Genomic DNA, 21,279 nt, shown 5'->3' with positions numbered 1-21,279 from the left:
AATCCTTCCCCTTCATCCGCGCCGACCGGCGGCCGCGTTGCTCGTCGCGGCGGCCGCGACGAGGTCGATCAGCGCCGTCACCGTGTGTGCGGCGTGGTAGGCACGCAGATCGAGCGTCACCGTCAGCCCGCTCTCCAACCGGGAGAGGACCTCCAGCGACGCGAGGCTGTCCCAACCGTGGGTGGCGAGCACCGGTCGTGCCCGCAGTTCGCCGGTCGACTTGTTCAGCACTTCGCTCAGCGTGTTCAGCACGACGGACGCCGTGTCATCCATTTCGGTCATCACTTCGTTTCCGGGTCGGTGATCCAGGTGGGCAGGCAGGTCGGCGCGGTGGCGGGCACCACGGTGTAGGTGCCGTCCTCATCGGACGGGGTGAAGCCGGCCTTCTCCCAGAAGCCGGCGGCCACCGAGTTCCGGTTGGTCGGCACGTAGCGGCCGACCAATGCGGTGGCTCCGGCTTCGCGGGCCCGGCCCACGATCCAGTCCGCGATCGCGAACTCGATGCCCCGGCCGAACACCCGGCAGCTCAGTACCAGGTTCAGCACCCGCCAGATCCGGTCGCGGCGTTCGATCCACGCGGCGCCGACGATTCCTTCGTGGCCGAACCGGTCCGACACCGTGAACGAGGCGACCAGATGGTCCGGATCGGTGCTCATCGCGGTCGTGACGCCTTCGTCGAACCGGACTCCGGTCAGGTTGAACTGGTTGGTACGGGCGGCGAGCTGGGCGACCCGGCCCGTCTCGAACGCGGTGACCGGATGCGAGATCACCTGCGTCCGCAGTGCCCGCAGGTAGTCCTCCGACGAGGCGAACCCGGTGGAGAAGCCGGTGCGCAGCGCGCGTGAGCGGTACAGCGCCGGACGTTTCAGGTCGGTGTCGGTCAGCTCCGGCACGTCGAACCAGCCGGACCGGAGCAGCGAGCGGACCAGGTAGGCGGGGTCGCCGTCTGCCGCCACCACCGCAACGCCGGGTAGTTCGGCGGCCACATGGCCGCGTTCGAACGGGGAGTCGTCCATGAAGACGAACGCACTCGCGGCCAGGTTGAGCGTCTCGGCGGCGTGGCGCAGGTTTTCCGCCTTGGCCGACCAGTTCACCGCGCGTACCGCGAAATCCTGCGGGCGCAGCAGCATCTCCGGGTGATTGGCCAATGCCTCGTCGACCGGTCCGGCGTCGTTCTTGCTGGCCAGTACGAGAATCACGCCTTGTTCGCGTAGCCGCCGCACGACTCGTTGCAGTGCCTGGTAACAGTTCCCCGGGTACAACCCGCCGAGTTGCAGCCCGGCCTCGCCTGTTTCTCCGAGCACCCCACCCCACAGTGTGTTGTCGAGGTCGAGCGCGAGCACCTTGCGGGACAGTCCCGACCTGGCCGCGACCACCCGGGCGACCTGCCGGGCCAGCACGAGCAGCGCGCCGTCGGTGTAGGGCAGGTCGGCGTACCGGTGCAGCCGGTCGTCCCGGCACGCGACCGCGACGTCGGCGAGTTCACCGGCCAGGTCCACCACCGTGATCCGGCTGTCCTCCTCCGCCAGGCCGAGAAGGTCCGCGTTGAGCCGGTGCCAGGCCCGGCCGACCGTGGCCCTTGCCCGCCAGCTGATCACCGAATCACGCAGCTCGGCCGGAATCGGGACGGTGTGCAGGACGAACGCGGCAGGCGTCCGCTCCAGGCAGGCGAGGATCAGCCCGCGCAGGTCGGCGAACCGGGCAGCCACGTGTGCGGCCAGGCCGTCCGGATCGACAGCACTCCACTCGCGGGGCAGGAAGTACCGCTCGTCCAGCAGACACGTCACGACGTCGGGGGAGCCGCCGATTTCGCCGGCGGCCAGTGACAGGTCGAAGGTGCCGTAGTCACCGAGGAGGAGGGTGGGCTGAGTACCGGTGGCGACCAGCGTGGCACGCAGCAGATGCTCGAACGGGCCGATGGTGCAGGTGGCCAGCACGGCCACCCGGATCGGCCGCGGCTCCGGCCCGGACGGCGGGAGCTCGGCGAGGATACGGCCGGCGCGGCGGACCGTCGCCGGGTCGTCGAGCCCGGCGAGTCGTTGGCGCAGGCCCGGCGACGGCGCCGAGCGGGCGGCCACCGCGGCCCGCAGGCCGTCGAGCAGTTCCGTGAAATCGTTCATCGGCCCCTGCCTAAACTCTGAAAAGCGTGCAGTACCAGCGCATACCGATGGAGATTCCGGCGAGCGCGACAAGATCTCCCGAATTCAGTCCGCCGTCGTCGAGGTGTGCCCCCAGCGCGATCAGCTGATCGGCCGCTCCCATATGACCGTGTTCGATCGCGAGATCGTGGTTGGTCCGGGCCAGCGGAATATCCAGCACCGTGGCGAGATCGGCGATGCCGTCCGGGTCATTGATGTAGAAGAACCGGGCGAGATCCGCGCGCCGCACACCCGCCCGGCGGCAGACCCGATCGATCACCTCGACGACCCGCGCGTTGAGCTGTTCGCTGAATTTCTCGAGCTGCCGAGGGTCCTTCCGGAAATGGGCCTGCACGCGTTCGGTGCCACTCGGTGCGGTCGAACTCGACCAGCCGGGCGGCGGTACCGGGGTGACGCTGCCGCCGACGTCGGTGCGGAACCAGTCGCAGAAATCGGAATCGGTGAACTGCTCGGTGGCCAGCCACTCGTTGCGGTCGTGGCCGCGGCGCAGCACCACCGCGACCGCGCCGTCGCTGTGCACGGCGTTGTTGACGTTCATCCGGTTGCGGTGGAACTCGCTGACCCGGTTGACGGCGGTGAACAGCACGGTGCCGAGCTCCGGTTGCAGCAGCAACTGCCCGGCGACGGAGCCGAGGCCGGTCACCCCGCAGGCGCAGCCTTCGGTCAGCAGCATCGTCTGCCGTTCCCGGATCTTCAGTTCCCTGGCCAGCGCGGCGGAGGAGTCCCAGTACGGGTACTCCGCCAGCTCCGAATTGGCCAGTACCACCAGGTCGACGTCCGCCGGGTCCACCTCGGCCCTGGTCAGCGCGTCGCGGGCGGCCTCGGCGGCCAGCGCCGTCGAAGTCACCCCGTCACCGGCGCGGTGGAAGGTCTGATAGCCCCATCGGATGATGCGCTCCGGGTCGGCGACGTAGCTGCCGGCGGTGCGCTCGACGTCCTGATCGTCGCCGAATGCGTAACCGAAACCTGCGATGCCGAATTCGGCAAGTGGTCTTGGCATTGTTTCTCCTCTTGCCGAGCCGGTCGGCGGCATTGGGCGGCGTGCGTTTCCGGCCGATCGGCCCGGTGAATCGGAAAGTCATCAGTCATTGCCGGAAGGCGGCCGGATTCGAACTGGTCGGGCGTTATTCAAAGCCCGGCCCGCCTCCATGGCAATAGCGGTCACTTACCGAGGTGCGGTCCGCCGTGAACTTTCGAACACCATTCGGACCCCTCGTGTGTCAAGTGGGAATACTGCTCGCACGACTCACGTGCCGACAACTGCTCGAAAGACGCGCGATGTTCAACTGAGTATCCGGTGCCCAGTTGAACACTTGTCGCATTCACCCGCGGCGCGGGGTTACGACTTCTGCGAGCCGACTCGCTGCTCCAGCTGCCGCGCGAACTCGATCCACTCGTTGGCACACCGGCGGGCCAGTCCGGAGAGGACGTACACGCTGTGTGGTGGAACCGTGTCGACCAGTTCGCGCCACTCCTCTTCGGCGATCACCCGGTGCACGAGCCAGCGCAGCGTCCGGGTGCCCGTCTGGGCGAAGCGCAGGGACGGATCGCGTTCCAGGTTCCGGAGTACGGCATTGCGTTCCTGTGTCGAGAGACGCTCGGTTTGGTCTTGAGTGGACGGGTTGGCGTCGCGGCGTTCGGCCTGGCTGTCCCGGACGGCACGTGGCCGTCGTGGCGGCACCGGATCCTCGCCGCGCTGGATCCGTTCACGCACGTCACGCACGGTGGCCGGGGCGATTCCCGCCGCGCGGGCGATCGCGCGTAGCGATGCCTCCGGAAAGGCCGTGATCAGCTGGCTCGCGACGCGTCGCCCGTCGGTGCTGTCCAACGGGCGGACCCGGCCGTCGCGACCGATCCGGGTCGTCCCTTGTGGAAGCCCTTCGACACGGCCGCGGACCGCGGCGACGGTACGGGGACCGAGTCCGGCGGCCGCGGCGATGGCGCGATCGGACCAGTCCGGATGCGAGACGAAGATGCGGGCGACCGCGGCCTCCCGGTCCGCGTAGGACAGCGGCAGGCCGTGCGCGACGTTGGCCTTGACCGCCAGCACGAACGCGTCTTCTTCGCTGCCGTCGAAAAAGATCACGTCGATGGTGTCCTGGCCACGCAGGCGGGCCGCGCCGAGCCGGTGCATCCCGTCGATGATCCGCATGGTCGACCGGTGCACCAGGATCGGCGGCAGTGCGCGGTCCGGTTCGGCCAGTACCCGGATGTGCTCGGCGTCCTCACCGATCAGCCGTGGCGAGTCCGCCGGGCGTAACGCGGCCACCGGAACGGTGTGGGTGACCTGATCCGCCTTCGGATACTCGATCGACGAAGACGGTTCGCCGTGTTCGGCTGGATCAGCCGAGTGCCCCTGACTGGAGCCATGGTCAGCTTGCCCGGTCAATGGGCACCCCCATCGGGTTGTGGATGGCAAATCTGCGACATACGCTGAATGAGTCCCGGCGTCTGCACCGATTTACTGATATCGACACTTCGCCGATTTCGGGCGTCGCCTTCTGGCCTGAATTCCGATTCGCGCGGTAGTGTGCGGAGTCAAAACTGCCGCCGACTGTGTCCCCATTAAAAGATCCCCATGGAAAAATCCGGCGTCGTTCAACTCGTGAACGGCGTCGTCACCGTTACCCTCCCCGCTCTCCTGGTCAGAGGGTAGGTTGTCGACCGACCGTGAACTAGGTGCTCAAGTGAGTTCCGCTCCGGTCGGAACCTTTTCGCGACTTGCCACACCGGCGGACTCGGCCGGATGATCGGCGATCGTGCCTGGCCGGAGTCCGGCCCGGAACTTTCGGGCAGCCGAAAGTGACCGTTCAACTGATCCGCCGGCTGCGGTTGAGCATCGCGGTGCGCTATTTGGCGGCCGGGGGATTGCCTATTCGGAGGCTGCTTTGAGCTGTTCGGCGGCCGCTATGCAGCTATTTGGAGGGCCGTTGAAATGCCCAGTCTGACGCAGGCCGAAGCGAAGGGGCGCGGTGAAGTACTGCAGGTCCGCTCGTATGAGGTCGACCTTGATCTGACGGCAGGCGACGAGATATTCCGATCGACGACGAGAATTGTTTTCCAGGCGGGCTCCGTGGCTGACGATACTTTTCTCGATGTGCGGCCCCGTGCGTTGCGCTCGGTGACCCTCAACGGCCGGGAACTGGACGTGGCCGCACTCCACGACGGACGGCTCACCCTCACCGGCCTCGCCGGGGACAACGAGATCGTCGTGGTCGCCGACATGGCCTACTCGCGGGAGTGCGAAGGCCTGCACCGGTACACCGACCCCGCCGACGGCAGGCTCTACCTGTACGCCTTCACCTACATCGACAACGCCCCACGGATCTTCGCCTGCTTCGACCAGCCCGACCTCAAGGCGCCGTTCACCTTCACCGTCACGGTCCCCGACGACGACTGGAAGGTGCTCGGCAACGCGAAGGCGACCCGGCTCGGCGCGCGACGCTGGCGGCTCGGCGAGACCGCGCCCTTGGCGACCTACCTGACCACACTGGTCGCCGGACCGTATGAGTCCTTCCACACCGAGCACGGCGAAGTGCCGCTCGGCCTGCACTGCCGCGCCTCGTTGGCCGACGGGCTCCGGGACGACATCGACGAGGTCTTCGAGATCACCGGGCAGTGCCTCGACGAATACCAGCGGCTGTTCAGTGTGCCCTATCCGTTCGGCAAGTTCGATCAGGTCTTCGTCCCGGAGTTCAGCGTGCTCTCACTCGACCACCCCGGTTGCGTGCTGCTGCGCGAGCTGTACCTGTTCGGTTCCGCCGTGCCCGCGAGCGAGCGGGAGACCAGAGCCGTCGTCATCGCGCACGGCCTGTCCCTGATGTGGCTGGCGGGCCTGGTCACCAACACCTGGTGGGACGATCTGTGGCTGGGGCAGGCCTTCGCCGACTACATGGCCCACCGGGTCACGAGCGACGTGACGAGGTTCTCCGGCCCGTTGACCACGTTCGCAGTCCGGCGCAAAGCACAGGCCTACGTCGCCGACCAGCGGCCGTCGACCCATCCGGTGAGCCTTGCCGGACCGGACGTGCGGACGGTGCTGCTCGAACTGGACCGGATCTCCTACTTCAAGGGCTCCTCGGTACTGCGGCAATTGGCCGCCCGGGTCGGCACCCCGGCACTGCGCGCGGGCCTGCGGATCTACTTCACCCGCCACGCGTACGGCACGGCGACGTTCGCCGACTTCCTCGCCGCGCTGGGCGAGGCCACCGCAACCGACCTGACCGACTGGGCCCGCGTGTGGTTCACCACCTCCGGCGTCACCACGTTGACCCCGGAGATCACGGTGACCGACGGGGTGATCTCGGCTGCCGCCGTGCGCCAGGACGCCTCGGCCGCGCACCCGCACACCCTCGACGTCGGCTGCTACGGCGACGAGTCCACCACGGTGCGGGTCGCGATCGACGGCGTCCGGACCGAGCTGCCGCAGCTGGTCGGCCTGCCGGCGCCGAGGTTCGTGCTGCTCAACGACGGCGACCTGACTTACGCGAAGGTCCGTTTCGATGCCCGTTCCCGGGCGGCGCTGCCCGAATTCCTTCCCCGGCTGTCCCCGGTCAACCGCGCCATGGTGTGGTGCGCGTTGCTGCTGGCGGTACAGGACGGCGCGTTCCCGGCCGCCGACCACCTCGATCTGGTGACCGGGATGCTCGCCGTGGAGCCGGAACCGTCCATCGTCGTCGAAGTACTCGAACAGGCCCGCGTCGACGTGGCCGACCGCTTCCTGCGTCCGGCGCGGCGGCCTGCCGCGCTCGCCAAGATCGCCGGCGGTATCCGTGACCGTATGGCGGGCGTCGTGCCCACCGACGAGATCTGGTTGCCGCTGTGCCGGGGGCTCATCGAGTTCAGCGCGGACGTCGACGAGTTGCGTGGCTGGCTCGACGGCACCCGCCTGCCCGCCGGACTCGTGCTCGACGCGGATCTGGCCTGGCGCACCAGGTATCGGCTCGCCGTCCTCGGCGGGCTCGCCGAGGACGAGATCACCGCGGCCCACCGGGCGGACCCGAGCACCCTCGGCGCGCAGTTCGCGGCGAAATGCCGTGCGGCCAGGCCGGATCCGGCGGCCAAGAGCGCGGCCTGGGACGCGATCACCGGCGACAGCGGAGTGTCCAGCTACGGGCTTTGGGCGCTGGCAGAGGGATTCTGGCAACCGGAACAGGCAGAGCTGACCGTCGGATATGTGTCGCGGTTCTTCGCCGAGATGCCCTCGGCCGCCGGTTTGCGTGGCGACCTCGTGCTGGACATGCTGGTCCGCTTCCTCTACCCGCGTTACGCCGCCTCGCGCGAAACCCTGCGGCTGGCCGACAAGCTGCTGGCCCGCGGCGACGTCGAGTTGCCGCTGCGCAGGCGGGTCGCGGACTTCACCGGCGACCTGCGACGGGCGGTGGCCGCCCAGGCCGCCGCCACCGGCTGAGCGGGCCCCGTGCGAGTGGGAATCGTCGGTGCCGGCGTCGCGGGTGCGTTGCTTGCCTGGCGGCTGCGTCAAGTGGCGCCGCGGATCGCGGTCGACGTATACACCGCCGGGCCCGCCGACGGCGACGCGACCAGTGCGTCCGGCGGGCTGGTGCGTGCCTTCGAGCGGGTCGTGCCGACCGGACGGCTGGCCGCGTCCAGCCTCGCGGAACTGCGTGGCGACCCCGCGTTGCGGTCGGCGTCGGCGTATCAGGAAGTCGGATCGGTGTACCTGCTGCCCTCCGGAGCCGAGGTGACCGAGCAGATCCGGGTGATCGAGGAGGTGCTGCCCGGCTCGGCGACGCTGCTCACCGGTGCCGAACTGGCCGGCCGGTATCCGTTCCGCGGTCTGCCCCCCGAGGGCACCGCGGTCGTCGAACGGCAGGCGGGTTTCCTTTCGACGGCCCGATTACGGGCCGCCGTACTGGACTGGTCGGCCGATCGCGGCGTGACGGTCCGGCGGATGCCGGTGGTGAGCGTGACCCCGGCACCGGTCCTGCGGCTGGCCGACGGCACGACAGCGGAATACGACGCTGTCGTGCTGGCCGCCGGCCCGTGGACGCCTGCCTTGCTGGCGGCGAGCGGGCTGGACACCGGCGGGCTGCGCGTCAAACAAATCCAGTACACCGTGTACGAGGGACGGCCTGCCCGGCTCGGCGCGTTCGTCCGGGAGGGCACCGGCCTGTGGGGTCGCCCGGCCGGTGACACGGGATTCCTGCTCGGCCTGCCCTGTGACCGGTGGGACGTCGACCCGTCCCGCCCGCGGCCGGACACCGCGCTCGTCGAACGGGCCGCCGACGAGGCCCGTCGCCTGCTCGGCCACCCACCGGGCAGCCACTGTCCACATCGGACCACGGTGTCGTCCGACTGCTATCACGACCCGCCGGGCCTCGAACTACGCGAGATCGGGGCAGGTTTGTTCACCTTCACCGGTGGTTCGGGCGGTGCGGCCAAGGTCGTGCTCGCGGCGAGCCGGGTGGCGGCGACCACTCTGGCTCGCTGACGGGGCTGAAAGCCGGGTCCCTTACTGGCCGCGGTCGTACTGGACCAGTTCCACCAGTAGCCCGGCAGGCCGGGCCAAGTACAGGAAGGCGACCAGCATGCCCTGCCGGGCACCGGCGCAGGGCTCTCGGTCGACCATGGTGAACCCGGCCTCGCGTAAGCGGTTCAGCTCCGGCACGAGGTGGTCCACCTCGATGGCGATGTGGTGCAGGCCGGGGCCGACCCTGGCGAGATGGCCGTCGAGTGCCGAATCAGGGCCCGCCGGGGAGACCAGTTCGAGCATGGGTAGTCCGGTGCGGCCGGCAGGCCGCCAGAACTCGCACGCCACGCGATATCCTGCGGCGAGCCCACTGTCGGTTTTGGACATGCCGAGCGCTGCCATGATGGGGCCGAGTGCCGAGGGTTCCTCGGTCGCGAGTCCGATGTGGTCGATTCCGAGCAACATGGACCCGAGGGTAACGCCGTGCCACAAGTTTGTTTTGCCGCTGATTCACGCGCGGCTGACCGGCACCTTTTCCGTCGGCCGCGCCGTACGATCCGATTCATGACGACCAAGGACGCGACAGAAGCTGAGTTGAGGACGGCCGTCGAACGGGAACTGTCCCGAGCGCGGACCGACCTGGAGCATTTGGTCCGTATTCCCGGAATTGCTTTTCCCGAATTCGACCACGCGGAGGTGGACCGTTCCGCGGAAGCGGTGGCGACGTTGTTGCGTGGCTGTGGGCTGGAAACCGACGTCGTACGGGCCGGTGGCCAACCAGCCGTCCTCGGCCGCTGTCCCGCGCCACCCGGTGCGCCGACGGTGCTGCTCTACGCGCACCACGATGTACAGCCGCCGGGAGACGAAGCGTTGTGGGACAGCGATCCGTTCGAGCCGGTGGAGCGCGACGGCCGGCTCTACGGCCGCGGCGCGGCGGACGACAAGGCCGGGCTGATGGCGCATGTCGTGGCGCTCAGGGCGTTCGGTGACGCCCTGCCGGTCGGGGTCGTGGTGTTCGTCGAAGGCGAAGAGGAGTACGGCTCGGCGTCGCTCTCCGAGCTGCTCCGGCAGCACCACGACAAGCTGCGCGCCGACGTCATCGTAATCGCCGACTCGGCTAACTGGGACATCGGTGTACCCGCGCTGACCACCTCGTTGCGTGGCATTGTCAATTGCGTGGTCGAAGTGCGCACCCTGGATGCCGAGGTCCACAGTGGACTATTCGGCGGCGCTGTGCCGGACGCGTTGACCGCGCTGGTCCGGTTGCTGGCGACACTGCACGACGACGCGGGCGACGTCGTGGTCGATGGGCTTGTCGTGGGTCCCGAGTCCACAGTGGATTTCCCGGCCGATCGGGTTCGCGCCGAATCGGGCATGGTCGACGGCGTCCGGTTCACCGGCACCGGTTCGATGGCGGACCGGCTGTGGACCAGGCCCTCGCTGTCGGTTCTCGGTATCGACGCGCCATCGGTTCTCCAGGCGGGCAATGCCCTGGTCCCGCTGGCGCGGGCGAAGATCAGTGTCCGGCTGGCTCCCGGAGACGATCCGGGTAAGGCGTTCGCCGCGTTACGGGACCACCTTGAGGCATATCGCCCGTGGGGCGCCGCGCTCTCGGTCACCTTCGACGGTGGTGGCGCGCCGTGCGTCATCGACACCACCGGCCCGCATTACGAAACGATCCGGTCGGCGTTACGTACCGCCTGGGACGGGGTGTCGCCGGAGGAGATCGGTCTCGGTGGCTCCATCCCCGCCGTCTCGGCGTTCCAGGCGGAGTTCCCGGACGCCACGATCGTGGTGACCGGGGTCGAGGACCCGTACACGCAAGCACACGGTCCGAACGAAAGCCTGCACCTCGGCGAGTTCGGCCGGGTCTGCCTCGCCGAGGCGCTCGTACTGGGCGGCCTTGCCCGGCCTACCGGGTGACCGGCTCGGCGAGGTGGCTGAGCGCGGCCGAATTCACCGGCAGCACCGCGGTTTCGTAGTCGTCGATCATCGACGAGACCGGCCCGTCGTACTTCGTCAGCCATTCGTCCGTGGCGTAGAGCGACTGGGCCCGTTCGACCCGCTCCTGCTCGGACGGAAAGGCACGAAGCAGGAAGTAGCCGTTGTCATTGTTCAGCGACGGGCCATGGGCGACGACCGTGATACCCAGCTCGCGCATCAACGGAATCGTGCCCTCCCGGCTGATCCGGTCGAATTCCTCCCGGCTTCCGGGTTTCACCGTGAACAGTCGAATTTCCAGCAACCATGGCTCAGCGTTATCCATCTCGCACCTCACCCTCGGTATTCCGGCTGGGCGAGTAGAGCACCGAAGAATGGTGGACGTCAATTAACGGCAAACCGAATGCGCTATCGTCACCGGTCAGGTTCCGGTTCCTCGGCCCGCTCGAGTTCTTCGACGGCGGGCAGTGGTCCTCGATCGGCGCCCCGAAGCAACGGGCCCTGCTGGCCGTCCTGCTGATCAACGCCAACCGCGTGGTGTCGGCGGATCAGCTCATGGCGGAACTGTGGGGCGAGCGGCCGCCGCCGAGCGCCGCCGGCCTGCTGGCCGGGTACGTCTGGCGGTTGCGCGGCAGCCTCGGTGACCAGGAAGGGCGGATGCTGAGCACCAGGGCACCCGGCTATCAGCTCGTGCTTCCCCCTGGCGCGACCGATGTCGACGAGTACGAGGAACTGGTCGCGGCAGGCCGGAAAAGCCTTGCCGAGTGTGACCTGCCCTCGGCCGCCGCGGCGCTGGCCGAAGCGCTCGGGATGTGGCGCGGGACGCCGCTGGCGGACGTGGTGCTGGTTCCGTCCGTCCTGTCCGAATCCGCGCGACTGGAGGAAGCGCGGCTGGCGGTGGTGGAGGCGCGGATCGAGGCCGAGATCGGGCTCGGCCGTGACGAGGCGCTGCTGCCCGAGCTGAAGCTGATGGTCTCGCGGTTTCCGCTGCGCGAACGACTGCACGCACATCTGATGGTCGCGCTGTACCGGTCCGGGCAGCAGGCCGAAGCCCTTGGCGCGTATCGGGATCTGCGACGGCTGCTGGTCGACGAACTCGGCGTCGAGCCCAGCAAACCGTTGCGGGAGCTTCAGGGCCGGATCCTGCGGGACGACCCGCTGCTGGCGGCACCCCGGCCCACCTCGACGGCGACCGCGGTCCCGCGGCAGGTCGTGCCCCGCACCCTGCCTCCTGACGTCCCCGCGTTCCTCGGCCGGGATCGCGAGCTGGCCTGGATCACCACCCGGCTGACCGGTGGGGAGCGGTGTTGCGCCGTGCACGGTCTGGCCGGTGGCGGCAAGACCACCTTGGCGGTGCACGCCGCCCACCGGGTGGCCGGATCCTTTCCGGACGGTCAGGTCTATCTGAGCCTCGGTGCGTCCGCGGCCCCGATCGACGTGATCGGGCGGCTGCTCGCGCTGCTGGGTGTACCGGCCGCGAGCCTGCCGCCGGACGAGGAAGGGGCCGCCGCGTTGCTGCGCACCACCCTTGCCGACCGGCGGGTGCTCATCGTGCTCGACGACGTCGTCGGCTCCGAACAGATCCGACGGCTGCTGCCGTCGGCGCCCGGCTGCGCGGTGATCCTGACCGGCAGGACGGCGTCCACCGCGGTGGACGGGGCGGGCCTGCTCCGTGTCGGCAGGCTCCCGATGACGGCCGCGACGGCGCTGATCCGCCGCTACGCCGGGGCCGCCAGGGTGGACACCGACCTCGCCGCCACCGCCCGGCTCGCCGGGCTGTGCGACCATCTGCCGCTCGCCCTGCGCATCGCCGCCACCCGGCTCGCGCGGCGTCCGGAGTGGACGGTCGGCGAGTTCGCCGCGCGGCTGGCCGATCCAGGGCGCAGGCTGGACGCACTGACCTGCGACGGACTCAGTGTCCGCGCCAGCCTGCGGGCAGGCGTCCAGCTGCTGCCGCGGCACCACGCCGACCCGACGGTGACGCGTGCCCTCGGCAGGCTCGGCGTGCTGGACCTGCCGGTGGTGTCGACGGCCGCGCTCGCGGCCGCGCTCGACCTCCCCGTCCGCCTGGCCGAACCCGCCGCGGAACGGCTGGTCGACGCCGGGCTCGTCGAGCCGCTGCGGATGGACCGGTACCGGGTGCCGGGGCTGGTGCGGCTGTTCGCCCTCGGCGAGTACGTCACGGCCGACGAGGAGCGCACCGCGACGCACCGCATCGTCGGATACTACGAAGGCGCGGTGCGTGATCAGCTTTCCCGGCTGTCGGCGAACCGCGGTGCCGGGCTCGCGTGGTACCGCGAGGAATGCCTGACGTTGCGCGTGCTCGCCGCCCGCTCGCCGGGCACCGAGCTGCCGAGGCTGGTCAGCCGGCTGTCCTCGGCGTTGCGGCGATGTTCAGCGCAGCATCGACCGGTCGGTGGGGGTCAGCAGCAGCCGTTCGACAGAATCCGGCAGATGGGGCTGGACGCCGTCCCGCCACTCGGGTAGCCCGGCCAGCCTGCCGGAGTGCTCGGCGTAAGCCTCCCGCCCGGGGAACGAGGTGAGCACGACGAGCACGTGCTCACCCGTGCGGACCGGCAGCCCAGTGAAGTCGTTCTCCGCGTATTCCGTCTGCAGCAAGGCAAGCGGCGTCGCACCGGCCTTCTCCAGCAGCGGGAGGACAGTGCCGTCGAAGAACCGGACGAGCTCCTCGTCCGGCGGCTCCGGCAGGTAGTGAATCGTGGCCGTGACCACCGACGAGGCCGGCGTGTCCCGGACCGCGGGGTCGAGGCCGGACGGCATTCCCCGCCTGACGGGCCGCAGCAGCAACACGTCGTCCGTGTCGATCATGGTGGCGTTGGCCGCCGCCGCGTGCGCCTTCCACGTCGGACCGGTGTAGAAGCTCTCCAGTGCTTGAAGCCTGGCCCGCATGTCGGGGAAGCTCCGCAGCCACACGAAGTGGTCCGGGCGGCCCAGGTCCCGGAACTGCCCGAGGACACGCATCCCGGTGGCTTCCTGGGTCTCGATGAACTCGCGATCGAACAGCTCGATCAGCACTTCCCGCTGCCCTGGATGAAGCGTGTACTGCCGCAGCTCGATAACTTCCGTCACGCGAAGGACCCTAAGGCATCGGGCTGGTCGTGAGTGGGCTATTCGGTGTACCGGCTCCGCCCTGGCCACTTGAAGTACAGGAAGGCCCCCTTCCTTGTGCCTAGGTCAGGGCCCCGGCAAAGTCACGAGAGTGCGCGCAGGGGTCGCGAGTGGCAGTGGGGGGTTATTGAAAGGTAAGGCAACGTGGTGTGCCGGACACCGGTCAGCCGGGCTGATCGTGGCCTCACCGTCCACAAGGGACAGCAATCCCGTCATTCGTGTCCGATTTGGGCGCTTTGCGCGGGGGTCGTGAGTGTTTTGGGTCGTTCTAACCCTCTTTATCACTCACGACCCGGTCAGCAACCGTACAAATATCCATTAATCGGGCATCTGCTCGCCGGTAAGTGTCCATTATGGACGCTCAAAGCACCGTCGGCTCCGACGACCGGTCCAAATCCACGCGCGAAAACCCCTTCCCACCTTGAAGCTCGCGAAAAAGGGCCTACCCGGCAGAAGCCACGCCAGACTTGACCTACCTCCCACATAGCACGACTTACTTACCACTCACGACACATCTACCAAAAATCACCTGACCCGCAGAACGACTTTGCCGGGTCCTTGCTCCATCCATGCCCCCGCCGCCGCCCTCAAAGGACGCGCTGCGCGCGGCAGACCGGATCTAGGTAGGGAAGGGGGCCTTCAGGTACATCGGTGAAAGGCGACTCGCCTCAGGTGTCGATCAGTTTGTCGAGGGTGATGGGGAGGTCGCGGACGCGACGGCCGGTGGCGTGGTGAAGGGCGTTGCCGATGGCGGCGGCGATACCGACGGTGCCCAGTTCGCCGATCCCGCGTGCGCCGAGGGGATTGAACACGGTGTCGGGGTGGTTGAGGAAGCGAACGTCGATCGGTGGCACATCGGTGCTGAGCGGAAGGACGTAGTCGGCGAGGTTCGCGTTGGCGATGCGGCCGGTGTCCGGTTCGAGGTGCGTGTTTTCGAAGAGGGCCTGACCGATGCCGAAGATCACGCCGCCGATGATCTGCCCGCGCGCGGTCTTCTCGTTGATGATGGTGCCGGCGTCGATGACCGTCGTCACGCGGCGCACGCGGGGTTCTCCGGTCCAGCGGTTGACCGCGACCTCACAGAAGTGCGCGCCGAACGAAGCGAAGGCGAATCGCTCGCGTTCCGGCCCCAGTGCCGTGGTTTCGGCGGCGTCGATCCCGGCGAGGTTGACGATGCCGAGCAGTGTGCCGAAGGCGATTCGCCGTCCGGGGCCCACGACGTCGCCGCGTTCGTAGCGCACCTGGTCCTGGCTCAGGCCGTGGAACGGGGAGCGCTCGTGTGTCACGGCGAGTTCGAGCAACGCGCGCGTCGCGGACCGGGCGGCCGCTTGGATGGCAGGGGCGGAGCTCGCCGTGCCCGCGGAGGCGAACGCGCCGGGGTTGCCGGCCAGCGCGGAGTCGCCGAGCGCGGCGCGGACGCGGTCCACCGGGATGCCGAGTGCGTCGGCGCCGACCATGGTCAGCACCGTCCACATCCCGGTGCCCAGATCCGACGTCGCGGTGGACACCGCCGCGGTGCCGTCGGCCTGGAGCCGGACCTTTCCCGTGGTGCGGTACCGCACGGCCGGGTAGGCGGCGGTCGCCATACCGGTGCCGACCAGCCAGTCACCGTCGACGGCCGCCCCCGGCACCGGGTCACGCCGGGACCAGCCGAACGCCTCGGCGCCGACGCGGTAGCACTCGTCGAGATGTTTGCCGGACCACGGCACGCCGCGTCCGGGGTAGGTGGTGGCGTAGTTGCGCATGCGTAACTCGATCGGGTCCAGGCCGAGTCGTACCGCCAGTTCGTCCATGGCGGTTTCCAGCGCGAACGAACCGGCCTGCTGACCCGGCGCCCGCATCGGCGTCTGGGGTGGGACGTCCAGGGTCACCAGGCGTTGCCCGAGGTGGATGTTGGGGGAGGCGTAGAAGTAGCGCGAGGTCGTATGCGGTCCCGCCTCGTAAAGGAACCCGTCGCTGCCTGCCGACAAGCTGGCGTAGGCGTCGTGTTTGACGGCGACGAGATGCCCGCCGCGGTCGGCGCCGAGGGAGACCGTCTGGGACATGGCGGAGCGGTGGCCGGTGACGCCGAAGGTCTGCTCCCTGGTGAGCACGATCCTGACCGGGCGGCCGAGTGCCTTGGCCGCGGCCGCGGCGAGCAAGGGGTGCCCCCAGGTGAGGATCTTGTTGCCGAACCCGCCGCCGACGTGCGGGCTGAGCAGATGCACCCGGGACGGGTCGACGCCGATGGTGGTGGCGATCGTTCCGGCTGCCAGCTGGGGGGCCTGTGCTCCGCTGTAGAGGGTGAGGTAGCCGTCGCGCCACACCGCGATGGCGGCATGGGGCTCCATGGCGCTGTGATATTCGATCGGCTGGGTGAACGTGCCGGTGACGACCACGTCGCTCGCGCCGAGGGCTTCGTCGATGGACGCGACGCCGTCGGCGAGCAGGTCGAGCAGCGGCGGCTCGCCGTTGACGTCGTCCGGCAGGGTGGCGCCGGGGATACCGTCCCGCAGCGACGCCCGCGGCGGGACGGCGGTGTAGTCCACGCGGACCAGTGCGGCGGCGTCACGGGCCTGCTCGAAGGTTTCGGCGACCACCAGCCCGACGATCTGCCCGTGGTAGCGAACCTGGTTGTCCTGCAACGGAAGCCAGTTGTAGCCGACGCCGGATTCGGCACCGCCGAACAGCCGCGGCGGGTTGTCGTGCGTGTAGACGGCGAGGACGCCGGGGGAGCGCCGCGCGGCGGCGGTGTCGACGGAACGGATGGCGCCGCGCCCGATCGTGCTCAGTACGAGGTAGCCGTTGGCGAGGCCGCCGATCGGGTAGTCGGCGGAATACCGGGCGGCCCCGGTGACCTTGACCCGGCCGTCGACGCGGGAGAGCGCGGTCATGGCCGGTCCGCCAGCTTCATCAGGGCACTGGTGACGGCGCGTCGCAACAGCGGCACTTTGAAACCGTTGTGGGTCAACGGACGGGCCCCCTCGGCGGCCAGTGCGGCGGCCTTCTCGACGACGTCGAGCCGCAACGGGCGGCCGCGCAACGCGTCCTCCACGGCGGGCAAACGCCATGGCCGGGTGCCGACCCCGCCCACCGCGAGCCGTACGTCACGCACGACGCCGTCGCGAACCAGCACCGCGGCGGCGGCCGAGGCGAGCGCGAACTCGTAGGAGGCCCTGTCCCGCACCTTCACGTAGGTCGACCGGTTCGCCCAATCGAGCTGTGGCACCGTCACCTCGGTCACCAATTCCCCCGGTCGCAGTTCGTTCTCGAGATGCGGGGTGGTGCCCGGCAGCCGGTAGAACTCGACGAGCCGGACGTCGCGGGAGCCGCCCCGGCCGGTCAGCCGTACCGAGGCGTCCAGCGCCACGAGCGCCACCGCGAGATCACTCGGATGAGTGGAAACACAGGAGTCGCTGGTACCCAGGATGGCGTGGGTGCGGTTGGCGCCCTTGACCGCCGGACAGCCGCTGCCGGGTACTCGCTTGTTGCATGGCGTGGCGGTGTCCCGGAAGTAACCGCATCTGCTGCGTTGCAACAGATTTCCGCCGATACTGGCCATATTGCGCAGCTGCGGCGACGCGCTGGCGAGCAGGGCCTCGGCGAGCAGGGGATAGCGTGCGCGCACCAGCGGATGTACGGCCACGTCACTCATCCGCTCCAGCGCCGCGATGTGCAGCCGTTGCCGGTCGGTCCACACGCCGGTCAGCGGTAAGCGGTTGATGTCCACCACCCGGCTGGGCGTCAGCACTTCGAGCTTCAGCAGGTCCACCAGGGTCGTACCGCCTGCCAGATAGGCCGAGTTCGGCGCACCCGCGCGGTCGACAGCCTCGGCAACGCTGCGCGCGACCGCGAAGTCGTACGGCCGCATCAGTCCGTCACCTCCGCCGCCCACGCGGTCCGGACCGCGTCGACGATGTTGGCGTACGCCCCGCAGCGGCAGATGTTGCCGGACATCTGCTCCCGGATCTGCCCGGCCGAGCGGGCCTGCCCCTCGCGGAGCACGGCCACCGCCGACATGATCTGGCCGGAAGTGCAGAAGCCGCATTGGAAACCGTCGTGCTCGATGAACGCCTGCTGCACCGGATGCAGCTTGTCGCCGCGAGCCAGCCCCTCGATGGTGGTCACCCGGCTGCCTGCCGCGGAGCCGGCCAACGTCAGGCAGGACAGCACCCGCCGGTCGTCGACATGCACTGTGCACGCCCCGCACTGGCCGCGGTCGCAGCCCTTTTTGGTTCCGGTCAACCCCAGCCTGTCACGCAACGCGTCCAGCAACGTCACCCGTGGATCCAGCCGCAGCCGCTCCACCCGCCCGTTGACCCGTAGCTCCACGTCGATGAGGCCGCTTTCCCGGCCGTCCTGCTCCGCGCCCGCCGCCTCCTGGACGGCAAGCTGACCGCCGACCGCCAGGGCCGCCGACGCCGTCGCCGTCCGGACCAGCAAGCCGCGCCGGGAGATACCGGCCTCGTTCGAGTCATCCATGGTCTGATCGGACTGCACTGAACCTCCAGGAACCCCCGATAGCCCACTCGGCGGCCATCGGCCGCGAGCCTGCGTCAGTCTTGCGAATCGTGCCCGGTTTCGGCATTGCCCAGTTGAGCGGGCACCCGGGTAGCATTCAGGCCATGCTCGAACTCAGGCCCAATTGCGAGTGCTGCGATCGAGATCTGCCGCCCGCGGCGGACGCGCGTATCTGCACCTTCGAGTGCACCTTTTGCCCCGCGTGCGCCGAAGGCGGCTTCGGCGGTATCTGCCCCAACTGCGGCGGCGAGCTCGTGCGACGGCCAGTGCGGCCCGCGGCCCTGCTCGAACGCCACCCGTCCTCGTCGCGGCGAGTGGTCAACCCGCACGCGGGTTGTTCACTTGTGACCGACGCGAACGCGCACTGACGTGCCGGTCTGCGAGAGCACGCGGATCGTGGTTCCGGTGGCGGGGAGGAGCACACCGGCGTTCGGCTGGGCGGGGAACAAGAACGTCCCGGTGTCGTCGAACAGCGGGACGGCGTTCTGCCCGCGGATGTAGCTGGGCTTTCCGTTGACGTGCAAGGTGAACGAGTCGGCCTTGCGGAGTGAGAACGGCATGTCGTAGCCCGCGATCCGGGACCGCCACGGGACGCCCTCGATAGTGTAGATCGGCGCGGGATGCGCGTCGATCGGGAGGATCAGGCCGGAGCCGAGATGTTCGCTGGTGTTGTTGTCCCTTTCGGACATGTCCCAATAGGACACCACCAGTCCGGTCTGGTACGGGAAATGCTCGACGAAGGCGGGTTTGCCCGGGAACCCGAAGTTGTAGGGACCCGTACGCAGATACTGGCCGTAGGACTCGTACGTGCGGTTCGACGCGAGATAGAAGTTGTCGAAGACGCGAGTCTCGGTGGCGGCCGCCGTCCGGAAGCCGTCGAGTTCCCAGCCGTTCGCGCCGTTCTCCGCGCCGTCGGTGAGCAGCGGGACGCCGTCCGCGGTGATCGTGATGCCGTCGGCGAAGAACCCGTTGCGTGCCAAGGCGCCGTCGGTGCGGTACTGGAACCGGAGCAGGACCTTCTTGCCGGCGAACGCGTCGAGCGGCACGTTCATGTCGACCCAGTTCCCGCCGGTGCTGCTCGAGAGTCCCGGCCGTCCGCCGAAGTCCCGCTGGAACGGCGTGCCACCGGCGATGCCGTCCAATGCGGTCCAGCTGACGCCGCCGTCGGCCGACACCTGCGTGTAGAGGAAGTCGAAGTCCGGCTGGATGTCGTAGCGGGCCTTGAGCGTCAGTGACGCCGACGTCGTGCCGGTCAGGTCGAGCGGGCGGGTCATCGTGGTGGACAGATTGTCGCCCTTGGTACTCCACCACTGGTTCGGGCCGTCGAACGGAGTGCCGTAGTGGAGCGTCTTCTGCTTGTCCGGCAGCACGACCACGACGCCTTGTGCCTTGGCGGAGTTGTACTCGTGCGGGCCTAGGTCGAGGGTGGCGGTCTGGCCTGCCACCACGACCTCGTAGTCCAGCCAGCCGAGCTGCAGCTTGGACCACGCGTCCAGGTCGTTGATCCGGGTGCCGATGACCTCGCCGGGTCCGGCGACACGGTGCTGCGCCATCGGCGACCACCAGCTGACGTTGTTCGCACCGGCGTTGGTGTCGTACAGGTCGGGCAGCCCGAGGTCGTGCGCGAACTCGCGGCAGAACACACTGACGCCGCCGTTCTCCGGCTGGATGGTGTAGTTGCCGATCCAGATGCCGCTGTCGCCGATCTGGGTGCCGCCCCGCAGGTTACGGTCCGGGCCGGAGGTGGTGTTGTCGAACGCGTAGGCGCTGTGGCTGTAGATCGCGTCCTCACCGCGGATCGGATCCGCGTCGGCCTGATCGGCTCCGGAATGCACGACCTGGAAATGGTCGAGGTAGCCGTCCGGCTCGTTGAAGTCGCCGTCGCCGTCGAAGTCGTTGCGATCCCAGGTGTCGAAGGTGGCGAGCTGTGCCTTGATCTGTGCCGATGTCCGGCCTGCCGCGAGTTGTCCGCGGTACCAGGCGTCGGCGGCGTCGGTCACCAGATCGAAGGAGTTGGCGCAGACGACCCCGGCACACGGGAACCCGTTCGACCGGCCGTAGCGTGCCTCGTTGAACGGCACCTTGGTCCAGTCGGTGACCTGGCCCTCGACCGAGAACCGGCCGGAGGACTGCTTGCGGTAGTAGTTGGTGAGCGAGTTGGCGCCGGGGGCGGTGGAGAAGTACAGATCCTGGTAGTGCCGCCGGTCGTAGTCCGGTTGCCAGATGGTGGTGTTGTCGGCCCGGCGGTCAGGTTCGGGAATCTGATTGTGCCGCGGACCGTCGAAGCGCACCGGGCCGGGGATGGCCGGATCGGTGTCGACGTCGGGGTAGGACGGATGGCGCTGGTCGCCGAACTCGGCGAGCACCACGAAAATCCGATCGGTCGCTTCCCGCGCCAGTTCGACGTATTCGTCGACAGGACCGCCACCAGTTCCGGTTTTAGCCTTCGGAGCGGGCTTTCGCCCGGTTTTGACCACCGTGCTCGCGCCGCGCTTCTCGGTGACTTCGTTGCCCTTCAGCACATCCGCGTGCGCCTGCTGCCGCAGCCACCTGCGCTGGACGTCACTGGGACTGGGCAGGTCGTCCCCGCCACGGGCTTCGGCGGCCGGCTCGGCTGACGGTGCCGCGATCGCCGCCGGAGTACCGGCGGTCAGGCCGGCGACGAGAACGGCGGCGCACAATCCAGCACAAAATCTTCGTAACAAAGGGAATCCCTTCCGGACAGCCCGGGTATCGATCATCCGGGCGGGTCATGTCGGCGGCCTGGCGAATTCTGTTGTAAGGCAATCGTGGCGTGGTGTCCGGGCTCGCTGTGACCGGCTTGTTCGCGGGGTTTGGCGGCCGGAGCGAAGGCGTGACTCGCGTGCTTGAAGCCGTAACTCGCGTGCTGGATGCCGAACTCAGGTGTGCGGCAATGCCGCGTAGCCTATGTTGAATTTGAAAACTGATTTCACAATATCGCTACCCCTGGCCAGGTCAAGCCGGTCAGGATGCGCGCTTTCTCTGATGCGCCTTCTTCGGCGGTGTCAGTGACGGCGTGGCAGGTGTGACTGAGGTGGCACCGGTACAGGGGTCGTGAGTGATTTGGGTCGTTAGAACGACCCAAATCACTCACGCACC

General features: G+C 68.7%; 16 protein-coding genes. 5 read left to right on the top strand and 11 right to left on the bottom strand.

The genetic code is table 11. The features are described from left to right. Nucleotides 1–12: 12 nt before the first annotated feature. The 4 genes from AB0M65_RS10355 to AB0M65_RS10340 all read right to left on the bottom strand — a co-directional run bounded on the left by AB0M65_RS10355 (nucleotide 13) and on the right by AB0M65_RS10340 (nucleotide 4,548). Nucleotides 13–282 carry a phosphopantetheine-binding protein gene (locus AB0M65_RS10355; protein ID WP_364024495.1) on the bottom strand — a complete coding sequence of 90 codons (270 nt, stop codon included), beginning with the start codon at nucleotides 280–282 and terminating at the stop codon, nucleotides 13–15. Then, complete coding sequence (locus AB0M65_RS10350; protein WP_364024492.1) at nucleotides 282–2,120, bottom strand: HAD-IIIC family phosphatase; 1,839 nt, start codon at nucleotides 2,118–2,120, stop codon at nucleotides 282–284. The genes AB0M65_RS10355 and AB0M65_RS10350 overlap by 1 nt, the downstream gene beginning before the upstream one ends. Nucleotides 2,121–2,130: 10 nt before the next feature. Beyond that, nucleotides 2,131–3,159 (bottom strand): 3-oxoacyl-[acyl-carrier-protein] synthase III C-terminal domain-containing protein, encoded by a 1,029-nt coding sequence (locus AB0M65_RS10345; RefSeq protein WP_364024489.1) that lies wholly within the window; start codon nucleotides 3,157–3,159, stop codon nucleotides 2,131–2,133. A 339-nt stretch (nucleotides 3,160–3,498) separates the two neighbouring features. Beyond that, nucleotides 3,499–4,548: a ParB/RepB/Spo0J family partition protein gene (locus AB0M65_RS10340; RefSeq protein WP_364024486.1), complete on the bottom strand. Its 1,050-nt coding sequence runs from the start codon at nucleotides 4,546–4,548 to the stop codon at nucleotides 3,499–3,501. Between the two features lie 546 nt (nucleotides 4,549–5,094). Here AB0M65_RS10340 and pepN point away from each other — a divergent pair. Then, entirely contained in the window at nucleotides 5,095–7,569 is a 2,475-nt protein-coding gene (gene pepN / locus AB0M65_RS10335) for an aminopeptidase N (protein ID WP_364024483.1), read from the top strand. Nucleotides 7,570–7,578: 9 nt separating this feature from the next. Next, nucleotides 7,579–8,610 (top strand): FAD-dependent oxidoreductase, encoded by a 1,032-nt coding sequence (locus AB0M65_RS10330; protein WP_364024480.1) that lies wholly within the window; start codon nucleotides 7,579–7,581, stop codon nucleotides 8,608–8,610. Nucleotides 8,611–8,631: 21 nt separating this feature from the next. Here the strand turns inward: AB0M65_RS10330 and AB0M65_RS10325 are convergent, their stop codons facing one another. Then, nucleotides 8,632–9,054, bottom strand: coding sequence for a VOC family protein (locus AB0M65_RS10325; protein WP_364024477.1), 423 nt, complete (start codon nucleotides 9,052–9,054; stop codon nucleotides 8,632–8,634). Between the two features lie 99 nt (nucleotides 9,055–9,153). Between AB0M65_RS10325 and AB0M65_RS10320 the strand changes: the two genes are divergently transcribed. After that, a complete protein-coding gene (locus AB0M65_RS10320) occupies nucleotides 9,154–10,512 on the top strand; it encodes a dipeptidase (protein WP_364024474.1) in 1,359 nt (452 codons plus the stop codon). Here the strand turns inward: AB0M65_RS10320 and AB0M65_RS10315 are convergent. Next, a complete protein-coding gene (locus tag AB0M65_RS10315) occupies nucleotides 10,502–10,855 on the bottom strand; it encodes a hypothetical protein (protein ID WP_364024471.1) in 354 nt (117 codons plus the stop codon). The genes AB0M65_RS10320 and AB0M65_RS10315 overlap by 11 nt on opposite strands. A 62-nt stretch (nucleotides 10,856–10,917) precedes the next feature. Here AB0M65_RS10315 and AB0M65_RS10310 point away from each other — a divergent pair, with 62 nt between their 5' ends. Further along, nucleotides 10,918–13,017: a BTAD domain-containing putative transcriptional regulator gene (locus AB0M65_RS10310; protein WP_364024638.1), complete on the top strand. Its 2,100-nt coding sequence runs from the start codon at nucleotides 10,918–10,920 to the stop codon at nucleotides 13,015–13,017. Here AB0M65_RS10310 and AB0M65_RS10305 read toward each other — a convergent pair. The 4 genes from AB0M65_RS10305 to AB0M65_RS10290 form a co-directional block, all read right to left on the bottom strand. Then, a complete protein-coding gene (locus AB0M65_RS10305) occupies nucleotides 12,925–13,620 on the bottom strand; it encodes an NIPSNAP family protein (RefSeq protein WP_364024468.1) in 696 nt (231 codons plus the stop codon). The two genes, AB0M65_RS10310 and AB0M65_RS10305, sit on opposite strands and share 93 nt — an antisense overlap. A 707-nt stretch (nucleotides 13,621–14,327) precedes the next feature. Continuing rightward, a complete protein-coding gene (locus tag AB0M65_RS10300; RefSeq protein WP_364024465.1) occupies nucleotides 14,328–16,532 on the bottom strand; it encodes a xanthine dehydrogenase family protein molybdopterin-binding subunit in 2,205 nt (734 codons plus the stop codon). After that, nucleotides 16,529–17,509 (bottom strand): xanthine dehydrogenase family protein subunit M, encoded by a 981-nt coding sequence (locus tag AB0M65_RS10295; protein ID WP_364024462.1) that lies wholly within the window; start codon nucleotides 17,507–17,509, stop codon nucleotides 16,529–16,531. The genes AB0M65_RS10300 and AB0M65_RS10295 overlap by 4 nt, the downstream gene beginning before the upstream one ends. Further along, a complete protein-coding gene (locus AB0M65_RS10290; protein WP_364024635.1) occupies nucleotides 17,509–17,976 on the bottom strand; it encodes a (2Fe-2S)-binding protein in 468 nt (155 codons plus the stop codon). Before AB0M65_RS10290 ends, AB0M65_RS10295 begins: the two co-directional genes overlap by 1 nt. A gap of 287 nt (nucleotides 17,977–18,263) precedes the next feature. Here AB0M65_RS10290 and AB0M65_RS10285 point away from each other — a divergent pair, with 287 nt between their 5' ends. Further along, nucleotides 18,264–18,527, top strand: a complete 264-nt coding sequence (locus AB0M65_RS10285; RefSeq protein ID WP_364024459.1) for a DUF1272 domain-containing protein — start codon at nucleotides 18,264–18,266, stop codon at nucleotides 18,525–18,527. Here the strand turns inward: AB0M65_RS10285 and AB0M65_RS10280 are convergent. Continuing rightward, entirely contained in the window at nucleotides 18,498–20,840 is a 2,343-nt protein-coding gene (locus AB0M65_RS10280; RefSeq protein WP_364024456.1) for an immune inhibitor A domain-containing protein, read from the bottom strand. The genes AB0M65_RS10285 and AB0M65_RS10280 overlap by 30 nt on opposite strands. Between the last annotated feature and the right edge of the window lie 439 nt (nucleotides 20,841–21,279).

Source organism: Amycolatopsis sp. NPDC051071 (genome assembly GCF_040682875.1).
In the GTDB taxonomy this organism is placed as follows: domain Bacteria; phylum Actinomycetota; class Actinomycetes; order Mycobacteriales; family Pseudonocardiaceae; genus Amycolatopsis.
Note: the sequence above shows the minus strand (reverse complement) of the source record. Positions and strands in the feature narration are given on the sequence as shown.